Source organism: Hymenobacter aerophilus DSM 13606 (genome assembly GCF_000382225.1).
Taxonomy (GTDB): Bacteria; Bacteroidota; Bacteroidia; order Cytophagales; family Hymenobacteraceae; genus Hymenobacter; species Hymenobacter aerophilus.
The window spans coordinates 115856-135272 of sequence record NZ_KB907808.1 but is presented as its reverse complement, the minus strand read 5'-3'; the positions used below and the strand labels follow the sequence as shown (position 1 = coordinate 135272).

At 58.6% G+C, this 19417-nt stretch carries 17 protein-coding genes; 14 read left to right on the top strand and 3 right to left on the bottom strand.

From position 1 onward, the window contains the following. Nucleotides 1–3: 3 nt before the first annotated feature. The 3 genes from H145_RS0108800 to H145_RS0108790 all read left to right on the top strand — a co-directional run bounded on the left by H145_RS0108800 (nucleotide 4) and on the right by H145_RS0108790 (nucleotide 3268). Nucleotides 4–1245 (top strand): glycosyltransferase, encoded by a 1242-nt coding sequence (locus H145_RS0108800; protein WP_083937731.1) that lies wholly within the window; start codon nucleotides 4–6, stop codon nucleotides 1243–1245. Between the two features lie 64 nt (nucleotides 1246–1309). Next, the gene (locus tag H145_RS0108795; RefSeq protein ID WP_019947776.1) at nucleotides 1310–2086 is read left to right on the top strand and encodes a 2OG-Fe(II) oxygenase; all 777 of its coding nucleotides are present in this window, start codon (nucleotides 1310–1312) and stop codon (nucleotides 2084–2086) included. 117 nt (nucleotides 2087–2203) lie between these two features. After that, the gene (locus H145_RS0108790) at nucleotides 2204–3268 is read left to right on the top strand and encodes a glycosyltransferase family 4 protein (protein ID WP_019947775.1); all 1065 of its coding nucleotides are present in this window, start codon (nucleotides 2204–2206) and stop codon (nucleotides 3266–3268) included. 190 nt (nucleotides 3269–3458) lie between these two features. Here the strand turns inward: H145_RS0108790 and rffA are convergent, their stop codons facing one another. After that, nucleotides 3459–4634: a dTDP-4-amino-4,6-dideoxygalactose transaminase gene (gene rffA / locus H145_RS0108785; RefSeq protein ID WP_019947774.1), complete on the bottom strand. Its 1176-nt coding sequence runs from the start codon at nucleotides 4632–4634 to the stop codon at nucleotides 3459–3461. Between the two features lie 144 nt (nucleotides 4635–4778). Between rffA and H145_RS0108780 the strand changes: the two genes are divergently transcribed. Next, nucleotides 4779–5846, top strand: a complete 1068-nt coding sequence (locus H145_RS0108780) for a glycosyltransferase (protein WP_019947773.1) — start codon at nucleotides 4779–4781, stop codon at nucleotides 5844–5846. On the opposite strand, the gene H145_RS20595 is transcribed toward H145_RS0108780, so the two are convergent. Both H145_RS20595 and H145_RS0108770 read right to left on the bottom strand, forming a co-directional pair. Continuing rightward, on the bottom strand, nucleotides 5798–7168 hold the full coding sequence (locus H145_RS20595) for a hypothetical protein (protein WP_019947772.1): 1371 nt from the start codon (nucleotides 7166–7168) through the stop codon (nucleotides 5798–5800). The two genes, H145_RS0108780 and H145_RS20595, sit on opposite strands and share 49 nt — an antisense overlap. A 101-nt stretch (nucleotides 7169–7269) precedes the next feature. After that, nucleotides 7270–8586 carry a YfgM family protein gene (locus H145_RS0108770; protein WP_019947771.1) on the bottom strand — a complete coding sequence of 439 codons (1317 nt, stop codon included), beginning with the start codon at nucleotides 8584–8586 and terminating at the stop codon, nucleotides 7270–7272. A gap of 129 nt (nucleotides 8587–8715) precedes the next feature. Here H145_RS0108770 and H145_RS0108765 point away from each other — a divergent pair, with 129 nt between their 5' ends. The 10 genes from H145_RS0108765 to H145_RS0108720 all read left to right on the top strand — a co-directional run bounded on the left by H145_RS0108765 (nucleotide 8716) and on the right by H145_RS0108720 (nucleotide 19299). Beyond that, nucleotides 8716–9612, top strand: a complete 897-nt coding sequence (locus H145_RS0108765; RefSeq protein WP_019947770.1) for a M20/M25/M40 family metallo-hydrolase — start codon at nucleotides 8716–8718, stop codon at nucleotides 9610–9612. A 265-nt stretch (nucleotides 9613–9877) separates the two neighbouring features. Beyond that, nucleotides 9878–12082: a sodium-translocating pyrophosphatase gene (locus H145_RS0108760; protein ID WP_033426045.1), complete on the top strand. Its 2205-nt coding sequence runs from the start codon at nucleotides 9878–9880 to the stop codon at nucleotides 12080–12082. Between the two features lie 189 nt (nucleotides 12083–12271). Further along, the gene (hpt, locus tag H145_RS0108755) at nucleotides 12272–12811 is read left to right on the top strand and encodes a hypoxanthine phosphoribosyltransferase (RefSeq protein ID WP_019947768.1); all 540 of its coding nucleotides are present in this window, start codon (nucleotides 12272–12274) and stop codon (nucleotides 12809–12811) included. Nucleotides 12812–12931: 120 nt separating this feature from the next. Continuing rightward, nucleotides 12932–13555 carry an adenylate kinase gene (locus H145_RS0108750; protein ID WP_019947767.1) on the top strand — a complete coding sequence of 208 codons (624 nt, stop codon included), beginning with the start codon at nucleotides 12932–12934 and terminating at the stop codon, nucleotides 13553–13555. Between the two features lie 216 nt (nucleotides 13556–13771). After that, complete coding sequence (gene obgE, locus H145_RS0108745; RefSeq protein WP_019947766.1) at nucleotides 13772–14767, top strand: GTPase ObgE; 996 nt, start codon at nucleotides 13772–13774, stop codon at nucleotides 14765–14767. Between the two features lie 174 nt (nucleotides 14768–14941). After that, a complete protein-coding gene (locus tag H145_RS0108740; RefSeq protein ID WP_019947765.1) occupies nucleotides 14942–15484 on the top strand; it encodes a nucleotide exchange factor GrpE in 543 nt (180 codons plus the stop codon). Nucleotides 15485–15678: 194 nt separating this feature from the next. Continuing rightward, a complete protein-coding gene (dnaJ, locus tag H145_RS0108735) occupies nucleotides 15679–16824 on the top strand; it encodes a molecular chaperone DnaJ (protein WP_019947764.1) in 1146 nt (381 codons plus the stop codon). Between the two features lie 245 nt (nucleotides 16825–17069). Then, nucleotides 17070–17585, top strand: a complete 516-nt coding sequence (locus H145_RS0108730) for an RNA polymerase sigma factor (protein WP_026351372.1) — start codon at nucleotides 17070–17072, stop codon at nucleotides 17583–17585. Next, nucleotides 17585–18223 (top strand): hypothetical protein, encoded by a 639-nt coding sequence (locus H145_RS0108725; RefSeq protein WP_019947762.1) that lies wholly within the window; start codon nucleotides 17585–17587, stop codon nucleotides 18221–18223. Before H145_RS0108730 ends, H145_RS0108725 begins: the two co-directional genes overlap by 1 nt. Before the next feature lie 137 nt (nucleotides 18224–18360). Then, the gene (locus tag H145_RS0108720) at nucleotides 18361–19299 is read left to right on the top strand and encodes an ABC transporter ATP-binding protein (protein ID WP_019947761.1); all 939 of its coding nucleotides are present in this window, start codon (nucleotides 18361–18363) and stop codon (nucleotides 19297–19299) included. The last annotated feature ends 118 nt before the right edge of the window (nucleotides 19300–19417 follow it).

Genomic DNA, 19417 nt, shown 5'->3' with positions numbered 1-19417 from the left:
AATATGCGAAAAAATCTTCTTATGGTCATTCCTAACCTGGGTCTGGGTGGCGCACAGCGCGTGTTCCACGACCACAGTGTGGAGCTAGCCAAGCACTACGCCGTTACTGAGGCCGTATTCAACCTAGAAGGCGGGGACTTGTACCCCAGCGGCAACCCCGTGGTGAGCCTTGATGTGCAGGGCGGCGGCGGCCTGCTAGCTAAAATGCAAAATTTCCGGCGGCGCATTAGTGGGCTGCGGCAGCTGCGTGAGCGGTTGCAAACCGCCGTAGTCATCAGCCATTTGGAGGGGGCAGACTACGTGAACCTGCTGAGCGGCGGCCCCGGTAAAACCATTCTCTGCGTGCATGGCTCTAAACTGCACGATGCCAACATTCGGGGGCCAGTAGGTTGGTTGCGTAAGAATGTGCTCATCCCTAGGCTCTACAACCGGGCCGACAAAATCGTGACCGTAAGCCGGGATATCAACCCCGAATTAATTGAGGGCTTTGGGGTTAAGCCGGAAAAGCTGATAACGATCAACAACTTTTTCGAAGTAGCCCAGATTGAGAAGAAAGGCCGTGACCCGCTCTCGGCGGCGGAGCAGGCTATCTATGATTCGGCTCCGGTACTCGTTACGTCAGGCCGCCTGGCAGTGCAAAAGAATCAGGCCCCGTTGCTCGACGCCTTCGCGGCGCTCCTAAAGCGCCGGCCGGCCAAGCTGGTGTTCGTCGGTGACGGCGAACTACGGGACGAGTTGACGCTGCACGCCCAGCAACTGGGCCTGCGCGTTTACGAAGCGTGGGACCAGCATGCCACGCTTACGCCGGAATACGACGTGTATTTTCTTGGGCTCCAGCAGAATCCGTTCAAATATATCCGCCCCGCGGCCCTATTTGTGTTTCCCTCGGCCTGGGAAGGCTTTCCGATGGCGCTGGGCGAAGCAATGATTTGCGCGGTGCCCGTCGTGACCACTGACTGCCCTACTGGACCGCGCGAAATGCTGGCTCCTAGTACAACCGCACCTAATATCCCAATCCGCGTGGCCGAAAGGGCCGAGTTTGGGATGCTAATGCCCATGCTTAACCAACATGCTAGTTTAGTTGATGACCTGCAGGTCTGGACGGAAACTTTGGACCAATTGCTCGGTGACCCAGCTATGCTGGAGCATTTAGGTCAACTTGCAGCGCAACGCATGCAGGACTTTACCAGAGAAAAGGTATTTGGCCAGTGGGTGACAGTGATAGACTCTGTCTTAAAATCATAAAGTCTAGTTAACTTTGTGAGTTCGTAGCTGAACGTACGGCTACTTTCAAAAACAAGCAAATCGTATGGAAATGATTGACTTTGAGAGTATTGAGAAGAAACAAGCGGACTTGAAGGCTCAATGGAACGATTCAAAAAAAACCTTTAAGTATCTGATGTTTGATGGCTTTTTTAAGCCAGAATCGGCAGAACAGATATTGGGCGCATATCCTACTGTGGATATGGGATCATGGGATGGTACCACCTATGTAAACCAAAAAAACAAATTTGCACTAACAAAATTTGGCGCGGACCATCCTGTATTACAAAATGCATTTGACGAGTTTAACGGCGATAAGTTTTTAAACATAGTTAAGAGTATTGTAGACATCAACGACTTGGTTGCCGACGACGAACTATTTGGTGGCGGACTGCATCAATCTGTTAATGGTGCATTTTTAGATGTGCATGTAGATTTTAACTATCATGCTACCACAAAGTATCATCGCAGGATGAATGCCATTGTTTATATGAATAAGAATTGGCGCAAAGAATACAACGGTTATTTAGAGTTGTGGGATATGGACAAGAAAAAGCAGTTGGAGTATATAGAACCGATTTTCAATCGGTGTGTTATTTTTGAAACAAACGAAGTTTCTTTTCATGGACACCCTAAGCCGTTAAATACTCCAGAAGGAATTACACGTAAATCAATGGCTGTTTATTATTATACTCCGGGACGCCCTGAAAATGAAACGGCTTCGGAACATAATACGATTTATGTGAATACTGAAGGGACATCTGGCCTGTTTAAAAATCTTAAATCTGGTTTGAAAGCAGCAGTAGAGAGAGTTAAGAAATAAAAGAGGCCTCCGTTTACAAAAAGCGGAGGCCTCTGTATTATATGAAAGTCGAATTTGAAAAAGCCAAAAATTATCATCGTCGATAATGCTTCAGCTGTAACAGGTGGGTTAATAGCTATGCGCAACGCTACCGACCAGCTGCGCGACCGATACGAGTTTGTGTACGTGCTGCCCAGCGGCAGCAAGGGGCGGGGGGTGCTGGAAGCGGCCGGTTACCGGGTGCACCAACTGCCCTTCGTGGAAATCAGCAAGCGGGTGCGCAGCTTGCTACTCTACGGACCCATGCTGCTGCTCAACGGCTGGCGGCTGGCCACGCTGGTGCGCCGGGAGCGGGCGGCGGCCGTGCACATGAACGACTTTTACAACCTGACGGGCGTAGTAGCGCGGCTCCTCACCGGGCGGCCTCTGATAACGCACGTGCGGTTCCTGCCCCATACCCAAATGCAGCCCTTGGCCCGTACCTGGCGCTGGGTAGCTGAGCACCTGGCCCAACGAGTGGTCTGCGTGTCGGAGGCCGTATACTCGTATTTCCGGCCACTGCCCCAGGTGCAGGTCGTTTTCGATCCGGTTCCGGAGGGTGAGAAGTACCCACCGACTGACCTGACGGCCCGCCCTGATGGTACCGTACGAGCCTTGTTTCTGGGCAACTACATTATGGGCAAGGGGCAGAACTTCGCCGTGGAAGCATTTAAAGCGGCTTACGCGCAGCAGCCCAACCTTCGCCTGCACTTCGCGGGTGGCGACATGGGGCTGGAGAAAAACCGGGCCTACCGGCGGCAGCTCGAAGCTGCGGTGTCGGCGGCCGGCTTAGCGCAGGTCGTGACCTTTGGCAGCTTCGTGCAGGATGTAGAGGCCGCCATCAAACAGGCCGATATTGTGCTGAATTTTTCCGAATCGGAATCCTTTTCGCTTACCTGCCTCGACGCACTCTACTTCGGAACCCCATTAATTGCTACCGACTGCGGAGGGCCGGCTGAGTTATTCGAGTCCGGCCGTTCGGGGATTTTAGTGCCTAACCGGGACGTGCCGGCCATGACCCAGGCGCTGTTGGCACTAGGTGCCGACCCGGAGCTGCGCCGTAAGTTTGCCGCTGCGGGCCGGGAGTTCGTGCGCCATAAGTTTCGGGCCGAGGCCACGTATGAGCAGTTGGGGAAGCTGTACGCGGCGGTGCTGGCGGAGTAGGGGAGCGGGGCGTCCAGCGGCCAGGTGGCAGACTCTACGTGCCTGCTGTTATGCCGGTCGGTCGTTAAGCGGGCTGCTGACGCGGTGTAGGGTGCGGAGCTTAGCTTCGCTGTCCTTCGGTTGTCCCCGCCCGTTGTTGGGCGACAGTTGCTGGATTCGTTAAACGGTGGGCGGGGGCAATCTCCGCACCCTACAACGTGTGATGTGACTTTCGCTTATAAAACTTTTCGATAGATCCAATTATCCGGTCCTGCTGCTCAAATTGCAAATCGTGATAGAGCGGCAGACGAACCAGCGTCTGGCCGAACCGGTCGGCGTTGGGAAGCAAACGGCCATCGTGCCGGGGCGCGTAGTAGGGGCTGGTGTGCAGGGGGAGGTAGTGGAACACGGCCAGAATGTGGTGACGCAGCAGGTAGGCCAGCAGGGCGTCGCGCTCGGTTCTGGATGAGCAGCACAGGGCGAACAGGTGCCAGTTGGGCTGAGTGCCAATGGGGGGGGCAGGCAACAGTTGGAAAGTCCCGGCAGCAGCTAGCGGACCGAGTGCGGCGGCGTACCGCTCCCAGAGCTGCTGCCGCCGCTGCTGGATGATCTTACGGGACTCCAGCTGCGCCCATAGATAGGCGGCGTTCAGTTCGGAGGGCAGGAAGGAGGACCCCACGTCGACCCATTCGTAGCGCGCTGCTTCGCCCCGGGCAAAGGCGGCGCGGTTGGTGCCCTTTTCCCAGATGATTTCAGCGCGGGCGGCCAGCCGTGGGTCGTTGACGGCCAGCAGGCCTCCTTCACCCGCACTCAGGTTCTTGGTTTCATGGAAGGAGAAAGCAGCCAGATGGCCGAAGGTACCCAGAGGGCGGCCCTGGTAGCTGGCTTCAATGGCCTGAGCGGCGTCTTCGACCACCCACAAATTGTGGCGCTCGGCCAGTGCCAGCAGGGCTGCCATATCGCAGGCCTGGCCGCCATAGTGCACCGGTACAATAGCGCGGGTGCGCGGCGTGATGAGGGCTTCAAGCTGCGCAACATCCAGATTGGGATGATCGGGGCAACTGTCGGCAAACACGATGCGGGCCCCGCGCAACACGAAAGCGTTGGCCGTGGAAGTAAACGTATAGCTGGGCACAATAACCTCGTCGCCGGGCTGGATATCGAGTAACAGGGCGGCCATTTCCAGCGCCGCAGTGCCACTGGTTGTGAGCAAAGCCTTCGCAATGCCGTACTGCTGCTCGAAAAACTGCTGGCAGCGCCGGGTGAATTCGCCGTTGCCCGAGAGCTTTCCTGCGGCGGCCGCCTGCCGGATATATTCGAGCTCCGGCCCGGCTAAGTGGGGGCGGTTGAAGGGAATGAAATCAGCAGGCGGGGGAGAAGGGAGCATGGGAGCAAGGGCGCAAAATCAAAGATACCAGTCCAGTCGGTGCCGAAGCGTAAGCTGCGCGACTGGCTAATGCATCGGGGCCAACCGCATTACCTTTGTTCTATACTACCGGTTTGCGCTTCCGCCCGGAGTTTATAGTTACATATGCAGATTCTTTTTCTGGTCCCTTACCCTACAGGCAAGGCGCCATCGCAACGGTTCCGGTTCGAGCAATACTTCGGAACCCTGACGGCCGCTGGCCATTACTACCAGGTGGCGCCGTTTATTTCGGAAGCCACCTGGCGCATTCTTTACCTGCCCGGTCACCAAGTGCGCAAGGCACTAGGCATCCTAGGCGGTTTTGTGCGGCGTATGGTCCAGCTGCTGACGGCGCATCGGTACGACTATGTTTTTATTCACCGCGAAGCCTCGCCTATCGGGCCACCTATATTCGAGTGGCTGCTGGCTAGGGTGTGGAAAAAGAAAATCATTTATGATTTCGACGACGCTATCTGGATTCCCAACACATCGGCTGCCAATAAAATCGTGGCGGGCATCAAGTGGCATCACAAGGTGGACAGCGTCTGCCGTTGGGCCTACAAAGTGAGTTGCGGCAATGCCTACCTGCGCGATTATGCCCGGCAGTTCAACCCACGGGCCGTAATCAATCCTACTACCATCGACACCGAGCACCTGCACAATCAGGTACGCGACCAAGCTGCTCCGGGCCGGCTGGTTATAGGCTGGACGGGTACGCACTCCACGCTCAAATACATTCAGCAGGTAGTGCCAGTGCTGGCTAAGCTGGAGCAGGAATTCGACTTCGAGTTCCGGGTGATTTCCAATCAGCCGCCCGAATTGCCCCTGCGCAGCCTAGTGTACCAGCCCTGGCGTAAGGAAACCGAAATTGCCGATTTGCTGGCCTTCCATGTGGGACTGATGCCACTAGAGGACGATAAGTGGGCGCAAGGCAAGTGTGCGTTCAAAGCCCTGCAGTACATGGCGCTGGGCGAGCCCGCCTTGGTTTCGCCGGTTGGGATGAACACCGAGGTGGTAACTGATGGCGTAAATGGCAATATCTGTGCTTCGCCCGCCGAATGGGAGGCTGCCCTGCGGCGCCTGCTACTCGACCCCGCGCTACGTACCCGCATGGGGCAGGCGGCTCGTCAGACAGTGCAACAGCGCTATTCCGTGACGGCCAACGAATCCAACTTTCTGGACCTGTTTAGCTGAACTCTGGTAGTGGATTTAGGCTGGCGCTGAGCCTGAGCAATAGACTGCATGATATACAAAGCCGCCAGATAAAAGGGCATCAGCGGTATTTTGTAGCGCACCAGCGTCCCGAAGTTGCCGCTATTGACGCCCACGCCAATGGCGAAAATGATGGTGAACAGAAAGCTGAATAGCAGCACCGGCGTACGACCGACCAGGGCCAGCCCCTTAAACAGGCCCGTGCGATAAAACAGGCTCACGGTAAGCCAGATAAACAGCGTAGCCTCCAGAGCTGATAACAGCATCACCGGGTTGCGCACCTCGAACAAGAAGGGGCGAAACAGCGACACGAACACGGCCTGCGGGGCTACTTTGACAATAGAGCCTAGCGAACCATCAAGCTCTCCGATTTGGTATACCGAACCGCTGGCTACATATTCGGTTAGGTACTCCTGCGTGATTCGACTACGCTCCCCGATATTCTCTACGTCAAAACGCTCGTCTCCAGCTGTCAGGTTGGTAGCGCCAAAATATGCAGCGGCTAGGCCAAAAAGTAGGAAGAAAGGTTTAAGGAGCAGGCGTACCGAAGCGTTTTTGATTCGTTGGTTGTTTTCATTGAACACCCACAGCAGCGCCGGTGGTAGAAAAGATAGTAGTATGTAGACCTTCACAGAAATAAGGATATACAATCCTATTCCGCCCATAACAAGCGCTGTGGGAATATTTCGACGCACGATAAGCGCGTGGTAAAAGCCGTAAAATACCCAGCCCAATGCTCCCATGCAAAGCGAGTCTTTCCCCAGGCCAGACCCCCAGAAGAAGACCGAGGGTAGAAAGAATACAGCAATAGCAAGTTTCTTGTAGGCCAGTGGATATACCCGCAGGAAGGTGAGGTACATGGCCCACATGCCCGAGAAGCTGAGCAGCGCGAAGCACAGACCGATAATACTGTAAGTCCCAAAGCATAAGACGGCAAAAGCCGACGCTACCCGAACCACAAAGTATTCGGTCGGGGAGTTGAACCAGTACATCTGGCCGGTGTACTTTACAGTCAGCGGATCATAGGTTGCCGGACCAAAAATCAACTTGAGGCCCAAAGCTGGCGAATCGACAAAAGCCTGATAGACGATTTTTACGTGTTTATAATAGTTAAAAGTATCACCACCTCCATAATAGAATTGGTAAATCAGCCCCAGTGAAATAGCGCCGATAAACTTGACAGTCAGCGCAGGGATAAAGTACTTCTTCGTTAGTGAATTAGTGAATCGCTTACGCGCCGCAAAGGCCAACCCGTAAAATAAGGCCAGGTAGAATGGGGTCAGGAAGAGGTCCTTTAAATCCATAGGAACAGCTATTCAATCTAGACGGGCCAGCGGGTAGGAACTGCAAAGAACGGTATCCCGACCTTACCAGCGCTTGACCACTAAATTCCTACTACCGCCGACTACTTCATCTTCAGATACTCCCGGGCCTCGCGGTACTGGTCGGACTTGCGGTCGGATTTCTCCAGCACGACGGTGTAGTAGCGGCGGGCGGCGCGGGTGTCCTTGGCTTCGGCGGTTAGGCGGGCCAGGGCCAGGTTGGCGAACACGTAGAAGCCGTAGTTGGTTTCGCCGTTCTGCTCGGCAAATACGATGCAGCGCTGGTAATAGTCGCGGGCCTTGGCCAGGTCCTTATACTTGTGCTGCATGAAGTAGGCCAAGAAGTAGGTGGCGTAGCGGCCGCTGTTGGCCTCATAACCAGGCAGGCCGCGGCCGAGCTTGTCGAGCATGTCGCGGCTGATTCGCTCACACTCGCGGTAGCCTCCTTCGCGGAAGCAGGCGTTGGCGTAGTTGCGCTGAAAGTAGGCGTTATCGGGGTAGGTGGTGGCCAGGTAGCGGGCGGTGGGCAGGGCTTCGGCAGGCTTGTCTTCCTCGATGAGCAGGATGCGCATGAGGTAGGTGCGGGCCTCGGGGCCGACGTAGAACCCGTTTTCGGCTACGTTGCGCAGCTGCTGCAGGCCCAGCTGCTTGTTGCCCTTCGGGAAGAACAGCAGCACGGGCTTGAGCAGCGGGTAGTTTTCCGGAATCCAGACGGCGTAGTAGTTGAACAGGGCCTGCCCGAACAGGAATTCGGGGCTCAGCCCGTTGGCCTCCTTGCTCTTGTTGAGGTAATCCAGGCAGCGTTTGGCGCTGACGGTGGCTTTGCGCCAGTCGCTGCGCTCGGCGTGCAGGCGGGCATCGAAGCCGTAGCCGGCGGCCAGGAAAAACGCCGCCTCGTAGTTCTGGTTGTCGCTCTTATAAATTGCTTCTGCCTTGGTAATGGTGGTATCCATGTAGGCAAAAAACTGCCGGTCGTAGAGCTTGGTCTGGATGCCGGTGGGCACGATTTTCCACCAGGTGCTGAGGCCCAGCAGAAAATAGGGCAGCGGGTGGCTAGGGTAGCGGCGGCGCAGGCTCCGGAACTGCCGCTCGGCCTTATCATACTTGAAGTTGTAAAGGTTGTACACGGCCCCTTCCAGCTCGGTCTGGATGTCCTTATCGAGCAGCAGCCAGCCCGAAATATCGATGGCGGCCGGAGCTACATCAACGTTTTCCAGCTTCACTTGGCGCGTCGAGTCGGGCAGCAGGTCGGGGCGGGTGGGGTCGGGCTGCATCGTTTCCGCGCGCGTGGCTTCCGGGCGAGGTGGCTCGGGCGGCGTCGGGGCGGTGGGCTGCTGGGCGCGGGCAGCCCAGGGAAGCAGTAGCAGCAGGAAAATAAATAGGGGTATTAGTTGACGCATACGCTCGGCTAGTCGCGGCGACGGACCGCAGTGATAACCAAACCCCTGCTCCCCGACCGGAAGGCTAAATTAGAACTTTTAGCGCTAATTTGGACAAAAAATATACAGCCGATGGAGCTCTTACGTGCTATGTGTCAGATTCCGGCCCCTGCGGGCCACGAAACAGCCCTGACAGAATTTGTGCTGCGCTACGTGCAGCAACACCAGGCGCAGTGGCGCATGCACCCCGAGGTGCTAACCGGCGAACAGTTTCAGGATTGCATTATCCTGGTATTTGGTAGACCTCAAACGGCAGTGTTTGCGCACCTCGATAGTATTGGATTCACGGTTCGCTATGGTCGGCAGCTGGTACGCATTGGCGGGCCGGTGGCTGAAACCGGCTACCGACTGGTAGGGGAGGACTCGCGGGGAAAGATTGACTGCACGCTGGTGGTCGATGAGGATACCGGCGCGCTGAGCTACGATTACCACCGCGACCTGGACCGGGGCACGGAGCTGACGTTCTATTGCGACTTCCGCGAAACCGACACCACCGTGCAAAGCTGCTACCTCGACAACCGCCTGGGCGTCTGGAACGCGCTGCGCCTGTGCGAAACGCTGGAGCACGGCATTGTGGCCTTCTCCTGCTGGGAGGAGCACGGCGGCGGCTCGGTGGCCTATCTGGCCAAGTACATCTACGAAACTTACGGCGTGCGCCAGGCCCTGATTTCCGACATCACCTGGGTAACCGAAGGCGTGCAGCCCGGCCAGGGTGTAGCCATCAGCCTGCGCGACTCGCTGATTCCGCGCCGCGCCTACGTCGACCGTATCCGTCGGATTGCGGCGGCCTCGGGCATTGCGCACCAGCTGGAAGTGGAGGGCAGCGGGGGCTCCGATGCCAAAGAACTGCAGCACGGCGCCCAGCCCTGGGACTGGTGCTTCGTGGGTGCCCCCGAGGACAATGTGCATTCGCCCGACGAAATCGTGGACAAGCGCGACATTGAAAGTATGCTGGCGCTGTATCAGGTGCTGATGCGGGAGCTTTGATTAGCTGTTAGCTGAGAGCTGCTAGCTGTCAGCTTGATGTGCTGTCATCTTGGGCAATGCAAAGGGCCTTATCACGCTCGAATAGTCGCAACAATGGCTGTTCAGGCGTGATAAGGCCTTTTTTGTCGCTTGATATACGGAACGTCACAATGCCAGATAGTTAGCTAACAGCTAATAGCTCTCCGCTAACAGCTGACAAATTGGGTAATAAACTCTATTTTACCCGCCTAAACGCTTCCTCAACCAAACCCACTTCCCACTGCCTATGCCTCCTGTACTTTACGCCGTGCCCGTGCTGGGCCTTTTTGCGCTTTTATACACCTGGGTGCGCTCGGGCTGGGTGAGCCGGCAGGATGCCGGCGACGAGCGGATGCGCACCATTGCCGGCTACATTGCCGATGGGGCCATTGCCTTTCTGAAAGCGGAGTACCGGGTGCTGGTCATTTTTGGCCTGATTGCCTCGGCTTTCCTCTTTTACCTGGGCAGCACTGGCGAGAAGTCGAGCCCGGTGATTGTTATTGCCTTTATTATCGGGGCCGTGTTTTCGGCGCTGGCGGGCTACATCGGGATGAAGATTGCCACCAAGGCCAACGTGCGCACGGCCCAGGCCGCCCGCACCAGCCTGAGCAAGGCCCTGAGCGTGTCGTTTTCGGGCGGCTCGGTGATGGGCATGGGCGTGGCGGGGCTGGCTGTGATGGGGCTGGGCTCGTTGTTTATCGTGTTCTACCAGCTGTTCGTGGTAAGCAAGGGCGGCACGGCCAACGGCATCGAGATGGAAACGGCCCTGGAGGTGCTCACGGGCTTCTCGCTGGGGGCCGAAAGCATTGCCCTGTTTGCCCGCGTGGGCGGCGGCATCTACACCAAAGCCGCCGACGTGGGCGCCGACCTGGTGGGCAAAGTGGAAGCCGGCATCCCCGAGGACGACCCCCGCAACCCCGCCACCATTGCCGACAACGTGGGCGACAACGTGGGCGACGTGGCCGGCATGGGCGCCGACCTGTTCGGCTCCTACGTGGCCACTATTCTGGCTACCATGGTGCTGGGCCGCGAGGTAATTGCCCGCGGCGACCAGTTTCAGGGCCTCTCGCCCATTTTGCTGCCGATGGTCATTGCCGGCATGGGCATCGTGGCCTCGCTGCTGGGCATTTTGCTGGTGAAGGTGAAGGAGGGCGGCAACGTGCAGGCGGCCCTCAACTTTGGCAACTACGTGTCGGTGGCCATTTCGGCGGTGGCCTCGTTCTTCATTATCAAGTGGATGCTGCCCACCGAAGACCTCGTGATTCGCGGCGTGACCTTTAACGCCATGAGTGTATTCTGGGCCGTAATTGTGGGCCTCGTGGTGGGTACGTTGATGAGCATCATCACCGAATACTACACGGCTATGGGCCGGCGGCCGGTGCTGAGCATTGTGCGGCAAAGCTCCACGGGCCACGCCACCACCGTTATCGGGGGGCTGTCGGTGGGCATGGAAAGCACGGTGCTGCCGATTCTGGTGCTGGCGGCCGGCATCATCCTCAGCTACGAGTGCGCCGGCCTCTACGGCGTGGCCATTGCCGCAGCCGGCATGATGGCCACCACCGCCATGCAGCTGGCCATCGACGCGTTCGGCCCCATTGCCGACAACGCCGGCGGCATTGCCGAAATGAGCGAGCTACCCAAGGAAGTACGCGAGCGAACCGACATTCTGGACGCCGTGGGCAACACCACCGCCGCCACCGGCAAGGGCTTCGCCATTGCCTCGGCCGCCCTCACCTCGCTGGCTTTGTTTGCGGCCTTTATGGGCACGGCCAACATTACAAGCATCGACATCAGCAACGCCCGGGTGCTGGCCGGGCTGTTCGTGGGCGCCATGATTCCGTTCATCTTCTCCGGCCTAGCCATTTCGGCTGTGGGGCGGGCGGCCATGGCGATGGTGCAGGAGGTGCGGCGGCAGTTCCGCGAGATTCCGGGCATTATGGAAGGCACCGGCCGGCCCGAGTACGAGAAGTGCGTGGCCATTTCCACCCAGGCCGCCATCCGCGAAATGATGCTGCCGGGCGCCATTGCCCTGGTGGTACCGGTGCTGGTGGGTTTCACCTTCGGGCCTGAAGTGCTGGGCGGCCTGCTGGCCGGCGTTACCGTGAGCGGGGTGCTGATGGCCATCTTCCAGAGCAACGCCGGCGGGGCCTGGGACAATGCCAAGAAGTCGTTCGAGAAGGGCGTGCTAATTGACGGCACGATGCAGTACAAGGGCTCCGACGCCCACAAGGCCTCCGTCACCGGCGACACGGTGGGCGACCCGTTCAAGGACACCTCCGGCCCCAGCATGAACATTCTCATCAAGCTGATGAGCATCGTTTCGCTCGTGATTGCCCCCCACATTGCCGCCCCCGCGCGCGGCGTGGTGCAGGCCCCGGAGCAGGTGCCGGCCACGCACGTGCGGGCCGTGGTGCCGGCAGCTACTGTGGTGGCGGTGGCAGCGGTGCGGTAGAAACTACTACTTGTCATCCTGAGCAGAGCGAAGGACCTATACAGAAGCTATTGTCTTACGTCAGCTTCTGTATAGGTCCTTCGCTCTGCTCAGGATGACAGGTGGATTTTTCAGCCCCCGACTCCTGCCATCCCGGCGCTAAACTCTACCTTTGAGGTGCCCATTCACCCAAGGCCCAACCTCAAGCGGATGAACCCCGACCATATTACGCTGCACGACAAAGAGTTTAAGCCCTATTTGTCGGCCCCGGAGCTGACGGCGGCTATTGCCGAAGTAGCCGGGCAGCTGAACCAGGATTACGCCGGCCGACAGCTGCTGTTTGTGGTAGTGCTCAACGGCTCGTTCATGTTCGCCGCCGATTTGCTCAAGCACATCAGCCTGCCCTGCGAGGTGTGCTTTATCCGGGTGGCCTCGTACGAAGGCACCAGCAGCAGCGGCGAAATCAAAGAAGTGCTGGGCCTGACCGAAGAACTGCGGGGCCGCCACGTAGTGATTGTGGAGGATATCGTGGACACCGGCCACACCATGCGCATGTTGCTCGACACGCTCGGCGCCCAGCAGCCCGCCTCGCTGGAAGTAGCCACGCTGTTTCTCAAGCCCGAATGCCTGCTCCACGAGCTGCCCATACGCTACGTGGGCCTGCGCATCCCCAACGACTTCATTGTAGGCTACGGCCTCGATTTCGACGGGCTGGGCCGCAACTACCCCGACGTCTACCAGGCCGTATAAGCCGGTCAGCCGCCTTCCGATACCGGATTTCGGCCGTAGCTTTGCCCGGCCGTTTGCCGTAACGTGCTTATATTTCCAGAAACCGCCCGTTTTCCCTTCCCGCGTAACCCCTCGCTGCTCATGCTCAATCTTGTACTCTTCGGCCCTCCCGGCGCCGGTAAAGGCACGCAAAGCCAGAAGCTGATTGCCCGCTACAACCTGGTGCACCTCTCGACTGGCGACCTGCTGCGCGCCCAGATCAGCCGCGGCACCGAGCTGGGCCTGCAGGCCAAAAAGCTCATGGACGAGGGCCTGCTGGTGCCCGATGAAGTGGTAATTGGCATGATTGGCTCGGCCCTGAAAGAGAACGAGCAGGCGGCGGGCTTCATCTTCGACGGCTTCCCGCGCACCGTGCCCCAGGCCGAAAGCCTCGACCGGCTGCTGGCCGAGCACGGCACCAAGGTAACGTGCATGGTGGCGCTGGAAGTGCAGGAGCAGGAGCTGGTGAAACGCCTGCTGGAGCGCGGCAAAACCTCGGGCCGCCCCGACGACCAGAACGAGGAGAAAATCCGCAAGCGCGTAACGGTGTACAACACCGAAACCGCCCAGGTAGCCGGTTACTACGCCGCCCAGAACAAATTTTGCGGCCTGAACGGCGTGGGCGAAATCGAGGATATTTTCGGCCAGATCTGCGCCATCCTCGACCAGCATCAGTCGGCGGTTTCCGAAGGAAGCCAGCAGGCCACCAAGGAAGTAAAAGCGTAACTTTGCGGCTGTTGAAATAGAGCAGCTTCCGAAACCCCCTGTCATCCTGAGCGGAGCGAAGGACCTATATAGAAGCTAGCATCAAACAATAGCTTCTGTATAGGTCCTTCGCTCCGCTCAGGATGACAGGGGGTTTCATTCTCAACCAATTAAGAAACAAGAGGCAAGAATGAGTCAATTCTTAATTCTTAATTCTTAATTCTTAATTAAAACACCTTGGCTTCCAATAACTTCATCGACTACGTTAAAATCAACTGCCGCTCGGGTAGGGGCGGGGCGGGCTCGCACCACTTCTTCCGGGCCAAAGGCCTGCCCAACGGCGGCCCCGACGGCGGCGACGGCGGCCGCGGCGGCCACATCATCCTCGAAGGCAGCTCCCAGCTCTGGACGCTGCTGCACCTGCAGTACAAGAAACACCTGATTGCCGAAGCCGGCGAAGGCGGCGGCGAAAACCTGCGCTCCGGCAAGCAGGGCCAGGATATCATCATCCAGGTGCCCCTGGGCACCGTGGCCCGCGACGCCGAAACCGGCGAGAAGAAGCTTGAAATTACCGAGGATGGCCAGCGCCTGATTCTGACGCCCGGCGGCCGCGGTGGCTGGGGCAACGACCACTTCAAGTCGGCCACCAATCAGGCCCCCCAGTACGCCCAGCCCGGCGAGGATGGCATTGACGAGTGGGTGATTCTGGAGCTCAAGCTGCTGGCCGACGTGGGCCTGGTGGGCTTCCCGAACGCGGGCAAAAGCACGCTGCTATCCGTCGTGTCGGCCGCCACGCCCAAAATTGCCGATTACGCCTTCACCACCCTCACGCCCAACCTGGGCGTGGTGGCCTACCGCGACTACAAGTCGTTTGTGATGGCCGATATTCCGGGCATTATCGAGGGCGCGGCCGAGGGCAAGGGCCTGGGCCACCGCTTCCTACGCCACGTCGAGCGCAACTCCATTTTGCTGTTTATGATCAGCTGCGACTCGCCCGACATCAACGCCGAGTACCGGGTGCTGCTCAGCGAGCTGGAGCAGTTCAACCCCGAGTTGCTGGACAAGCGCCGTCTGCTGGCTATCAGCAAATCGGATATGCTCGACGACGAGCTGGAGGCCGAAATCCGGGCCACGCTGCCCACCGACCTGCCCACCATCTTCATTTCCAGCCTGACCAACAAGAATATCCAGCCGCTGAAGGATATGATCTGGAAGGCGCTGCACGCGGAGTAATTCGCCGGTAGCGAAGAGCCAAACAACGGGCCGGGTGCTGGAACGAGTCCGGCGCCCGGCCCGTTGTTTGTGCCAACCTGACAGCAAAAACCGCTTTGGCCTATTGCTTGCAGCCGGGCTCTTGCCTACAGGCCAAATCCAGTGAAAAACCCTTTCCGACGATATTTTACGACTATGGCTGACGACCAGAACCTGCCCCAGGACGACAATATGACCGACCCCGCCACCGCTACCGCTGGCGAAACGACCGACGAGACGACGCCTGAAACCGGCGCTTCGGCGGGTGGCAACGAACTGGCCGACCTCAAGGACAAGTACCTGCGGCAGGCGGCCGAGTTCGAGAACTACAAGCGCCGCACCGCCAAGGAGCGCATCGACCTGTTCAAGAGCGCCAACCAAGAGTTGATGGCGGTGCTGCTGCCCGTGCTCGACGATTTCGACCGGGCCCGCCATCATACCCAGGATACCCAGGATGCCGGCACCGTGCGTGAGGCCGTGGATATCATCCAGAATAAGCTCAACAAAACCCTCGAGCAGAAGGGCCTGACCCCCATGAATGCCGTGGGCACCGCCTTCGACCCCGAGCTGCACGAGGCCATTGCCCAGATTCCGGCCCCCTCGGAAGACCTGAAGGGCAAGGTGGTGGACGAGGTGGAAAAAGGCTACTACCTGGGCGACAAGGTGCTGCGCCACGCCAAAGTGGTGCTGGGACAGTAGAACTTGAGCTGTTAGCTGGCAGCTTTTAGCTGTTAGCTTTCGTGCTGTTTGACCAAAGACCGTGCTTGAGCTCAACAAGAGCGAGTAGTCGCTCACGGACAACTACATGCCGCTTTCGATTTAATCATCAGTCGAAGACGAGAAGCAGACCAAAAGCTAACAGCTAGTAGCTGTCAGCTAAAAGCTTAACAAACATGGCAACGAAGCGAGATTATTACGAAGTGCTGAGCGTGGCCAAAAACGCGGCGGGCGACGAGATTAAGAAGGCCTACCGCAAGGTGGCCATCAAATACCACCCCGACAAAAACCCCGACGACCCGACGGCCGAGGACAAGTTCAAGGAAGCCGCTGAGGCCTACGAGGTGCTCAGCGACGAGCAGAAGCGTGCCCGTTACGACCGTTACGGCCACCAGGGCATGGGCGGTGGCGGCGGTGGCCCCCAGAACATGGAGGACATCTTCAGCCAGTTCGGCGACATTTTCGGCGGCGGGGGCTTCGAGAGCTTCTTTGGTGGGGGCGGCCGCGGCCAGCAGGCCGGGCGGCGCGTGCGCAAGGGTTCCAACCTGCGCATCAAGCTCAAGCTCGACTTAGAGGAAGTCGCCAACGGCGTCGAGAAGAAAATCAAGGTGAAGCGCTACGTGGCCTGCGAGCCGTGCTCGGGCACCGGCGCCAAAAACGGTACCGACCTGAAAACCTGCCAGACCTGCCAGGGCCAGGGCCAGGTGAAGCGCGTGGTGAACACCATGCTCGGCCAGATGGTGAGCGCCAGCACCTGCCCCACCTGCGAGGGCGAGGGCAAGGTGGTAACCAGCACCTGCGACGTGTGCAAGGGCGACGGCCGCCAGTTGCACGAGGAAGTTATTCCCATCAACATTCCGGCCGGCGTGGCCGAAGGCATGCAGCTGAGCATGACCGGCAAGGGCAACTACCCCGAGCGCGGTGGCGTGCCCGGCGACCTGCTCATCCAGATTGAGGAGGAGCCGCACGAGCTGCTACGCCGCGAGGGCAACAACATCATGTTCGAGCAGTACATCTCGTTCGTGGATGCCGCCCTGGGCTCCAACATCGAAGTGCCGACTATTGAGGGCAAGGTGAAGATTAAGGTGGAGCCGGGCACCCAGCCGGGCAAAATCCTGCGCCTGCGCGGCAAGGGCATCAAAGACATCAACGGCTATGGCCGCGGCGACCAGCTCATCCACCTCAACGTCTGGACCCCCAAGAGCGTGAGCGGAGAGGAGCGCGAGCTGCTCGAAAAGCTGCGCGACTCCCGCAATTTCGTGCCCAGCCCCGGCAAAAACGAGAAGGGCTTCTTCGAGAAAGTGAAGGAGTACTTCGCGTAGAATCACAGATTTCTGCTGATTCTTCCGCTGATTTCGCAGATTCGTATAGCCTGCTAACGCCCGCCCCTTTTTGGGGGTGGGCGTTTTTGTTTTCTGGCCGAGGGGCGCCGAGGGATGCGCGGCGGTAAAGCGAGAACCTCCTTTTAGCCACCGCGCCTCCCTCGGCGCGCCTCGGTGAGAAATTTTTCAGCGCTGCTTGTAATGCTGATGGGAAACGGCCGATATAGGCTACAAATGTTCTCCTGATGGCATCTGCCCCGCTTGCACCGGAATTCCTGGAAATGCTGAATGCCCACCAGCCGCGGCTGCGGCGGGCGGCGCGCCTGTACTGCGCCGATGCCGACGACCGGCAGGATTTGTACCAGGAAATCGTGCTGCAGCTGTGGCGGGCGTGGCCGCGCTACGAGGCCCGGCCCGAGGTGCAGGTGGGCACCTGGCTGTATCGGGTGGCGCTGAACGTGGCTATATCGGACCTGCGCCGCCGCACCCGCCGCCCCGCCGCCGACCGCCTGCCCGGCCCCGACGGCCTGCCCGAAGTGCCCGCTCCCCCGCCCGAAGGCCCCGACCCCGACGACTTGGCCGAGCTCTACCGGGCCATTGCCCGCCTCTCCGACGTCGAAAAGGCTTTCGTACTGCTCTACCTCGAAGAAAAGACCTACGCCGAAATGGCCGACATCCTCGGCATCACCCCCAACAACGTGCGCGTGAAAATGCACCGCGTGCAGGACAAGCTTCGCCAACTGTTAACCCAACCCGCCTGATGGAACTCGACGATTTTCGGAGCCGCTGGCAGGACCAGCCCACTGACCAGTCTACTGACTTTACTTCTTCTGACCAAAATCTGCGCACTATGCTCGCTTCTCAAACTTCCTCCAATCCACTGTTTAAGCTGAAAAGGAATGCCTCTCGGGAGGTGAAGCTGGTACTGATGGGAATAGTATTAATCGTTTTTGATGCATTGATATTCTTTCGGCATTCTACTAAAATGCAGCTATTCGCGGCGGGTATCTTGCTGATATTGTGCGTGGTGGGGATGATTGTGTATCAGCGCCAGCAACTTATTAGCCAAATGGAGCAGCAGCATGACGACCTTTACCACTTTCTGAACAGCCGGATTAGCAGGTTTCGCCAATTGATGCGCCTGCATGACTATGTAGGGGTAGTTGCTCTGCTGCTATTGATGGCAACAGTAATGGTAGTCCGCTGGAAGCACATATGGACCTACTTAGCTCCGGCTCACCCCGATTGGGGCTGGCATATGGGAGTTGCGGGGGGGGCAACAGTGGCTTTAGCCGCACTACTCTATGCCGCCTATGCAGTGGGCCGAAAGGAACATCAGCACCGCTACGGCCGCCACCTCGACCAGCTGGAAGCGGCTCTGCGCGAGTTGCGGGACTGAGGCGGCCTGTTGGTTGAAAATCGTCCAATCAAGAATTCAGAAAACGCTACATTTAAGCATCCGCAAATTTCCGCGGGTATTGGCTCTCCTGAACATCAGCTGACAGCGCTCAGCTAAAAGCGAACAGCTCAACAAGAATGCAACCAGCCCTCGAAGCCCTGAACGTGCGCAAAACCTACGGCGAGCACGTCGCCCTGAACGATGTGAGCCTGGAAATTCCGGACCGGAGCATTTACGGCCTGCTCGGGCCCAACGGCGCCGGCAAAACCTCGCTCATCCGCATCATTACCCAGATAACCGGCGCCGACGCGGGCGAAATCCGCATCCGGGGCGAGAAGCTGGCCCCCAAGCACATCGGCGAAATCGGCTACCTGCCCGAGGAGCGCGGCTTGTACAAGAAGATGAAAGTGGGCGAGCAACTGCTGTACCTGGCCCGCCTCAAAGGGCTGAGCCGCACCGATGCCACCCAGCGCATCAAGGCCTGGGTGCAGCGCTTCGACCTGACGCCCTGGGTGGAGAAGAATGTGGAAGACCTGAGCAAGGGCATGCAGCAGAAGGTGCAGTTTATTGCCACCGTGCTCCACGAGCCCAGCATCATCATCCTCGACGAGCCGTTTTCGGGTTTCGACCCCATCAACGCCAACCTCATCAAGGACGAAATCCTGGCCCTGCGCGACAAGGGCGCGACCATCATCCTGGCCACGCACCGCATGGAATCGGTGGAGGAAATGTGCGACAACATCGCCCTCATCAACCGCAGCCGCAAGGTGCTCGACGGGCCGGTGAGCACCGTGAAGGACGCCTTCCGCACCCAGACCTACTCGGTGGAGGGCAAGGGCCGGCTGATGGTGATGCACCCCGACTTTGAGGTGCTGGAGCACAATGAGCGCGAAAACGGCCACTTCCACGACATTATCCGGCTGCACGCCGGCACCACGCCCAACGATTTGCTGCGCTACCTCATCGGCAACGTGGAGGTGCACGCTTTCCGCGAGCTGATTCCGAGCATCAACGAAATCTTCATCCGCCGGGTGAAGGAAACCATGCCCGAAACGCTGCTGGAAGAGGCCGTCTGATTCTTTAGCTATTCAACGTCGCGCCTCACCCCCCGGCCCCCTCTCCGAAGAAGGAGAGGGGGAGCCACGGCAGCCCTTACAAGCGGTCCGGTAGGTTTCGTCGAACGCACCCCCTCTC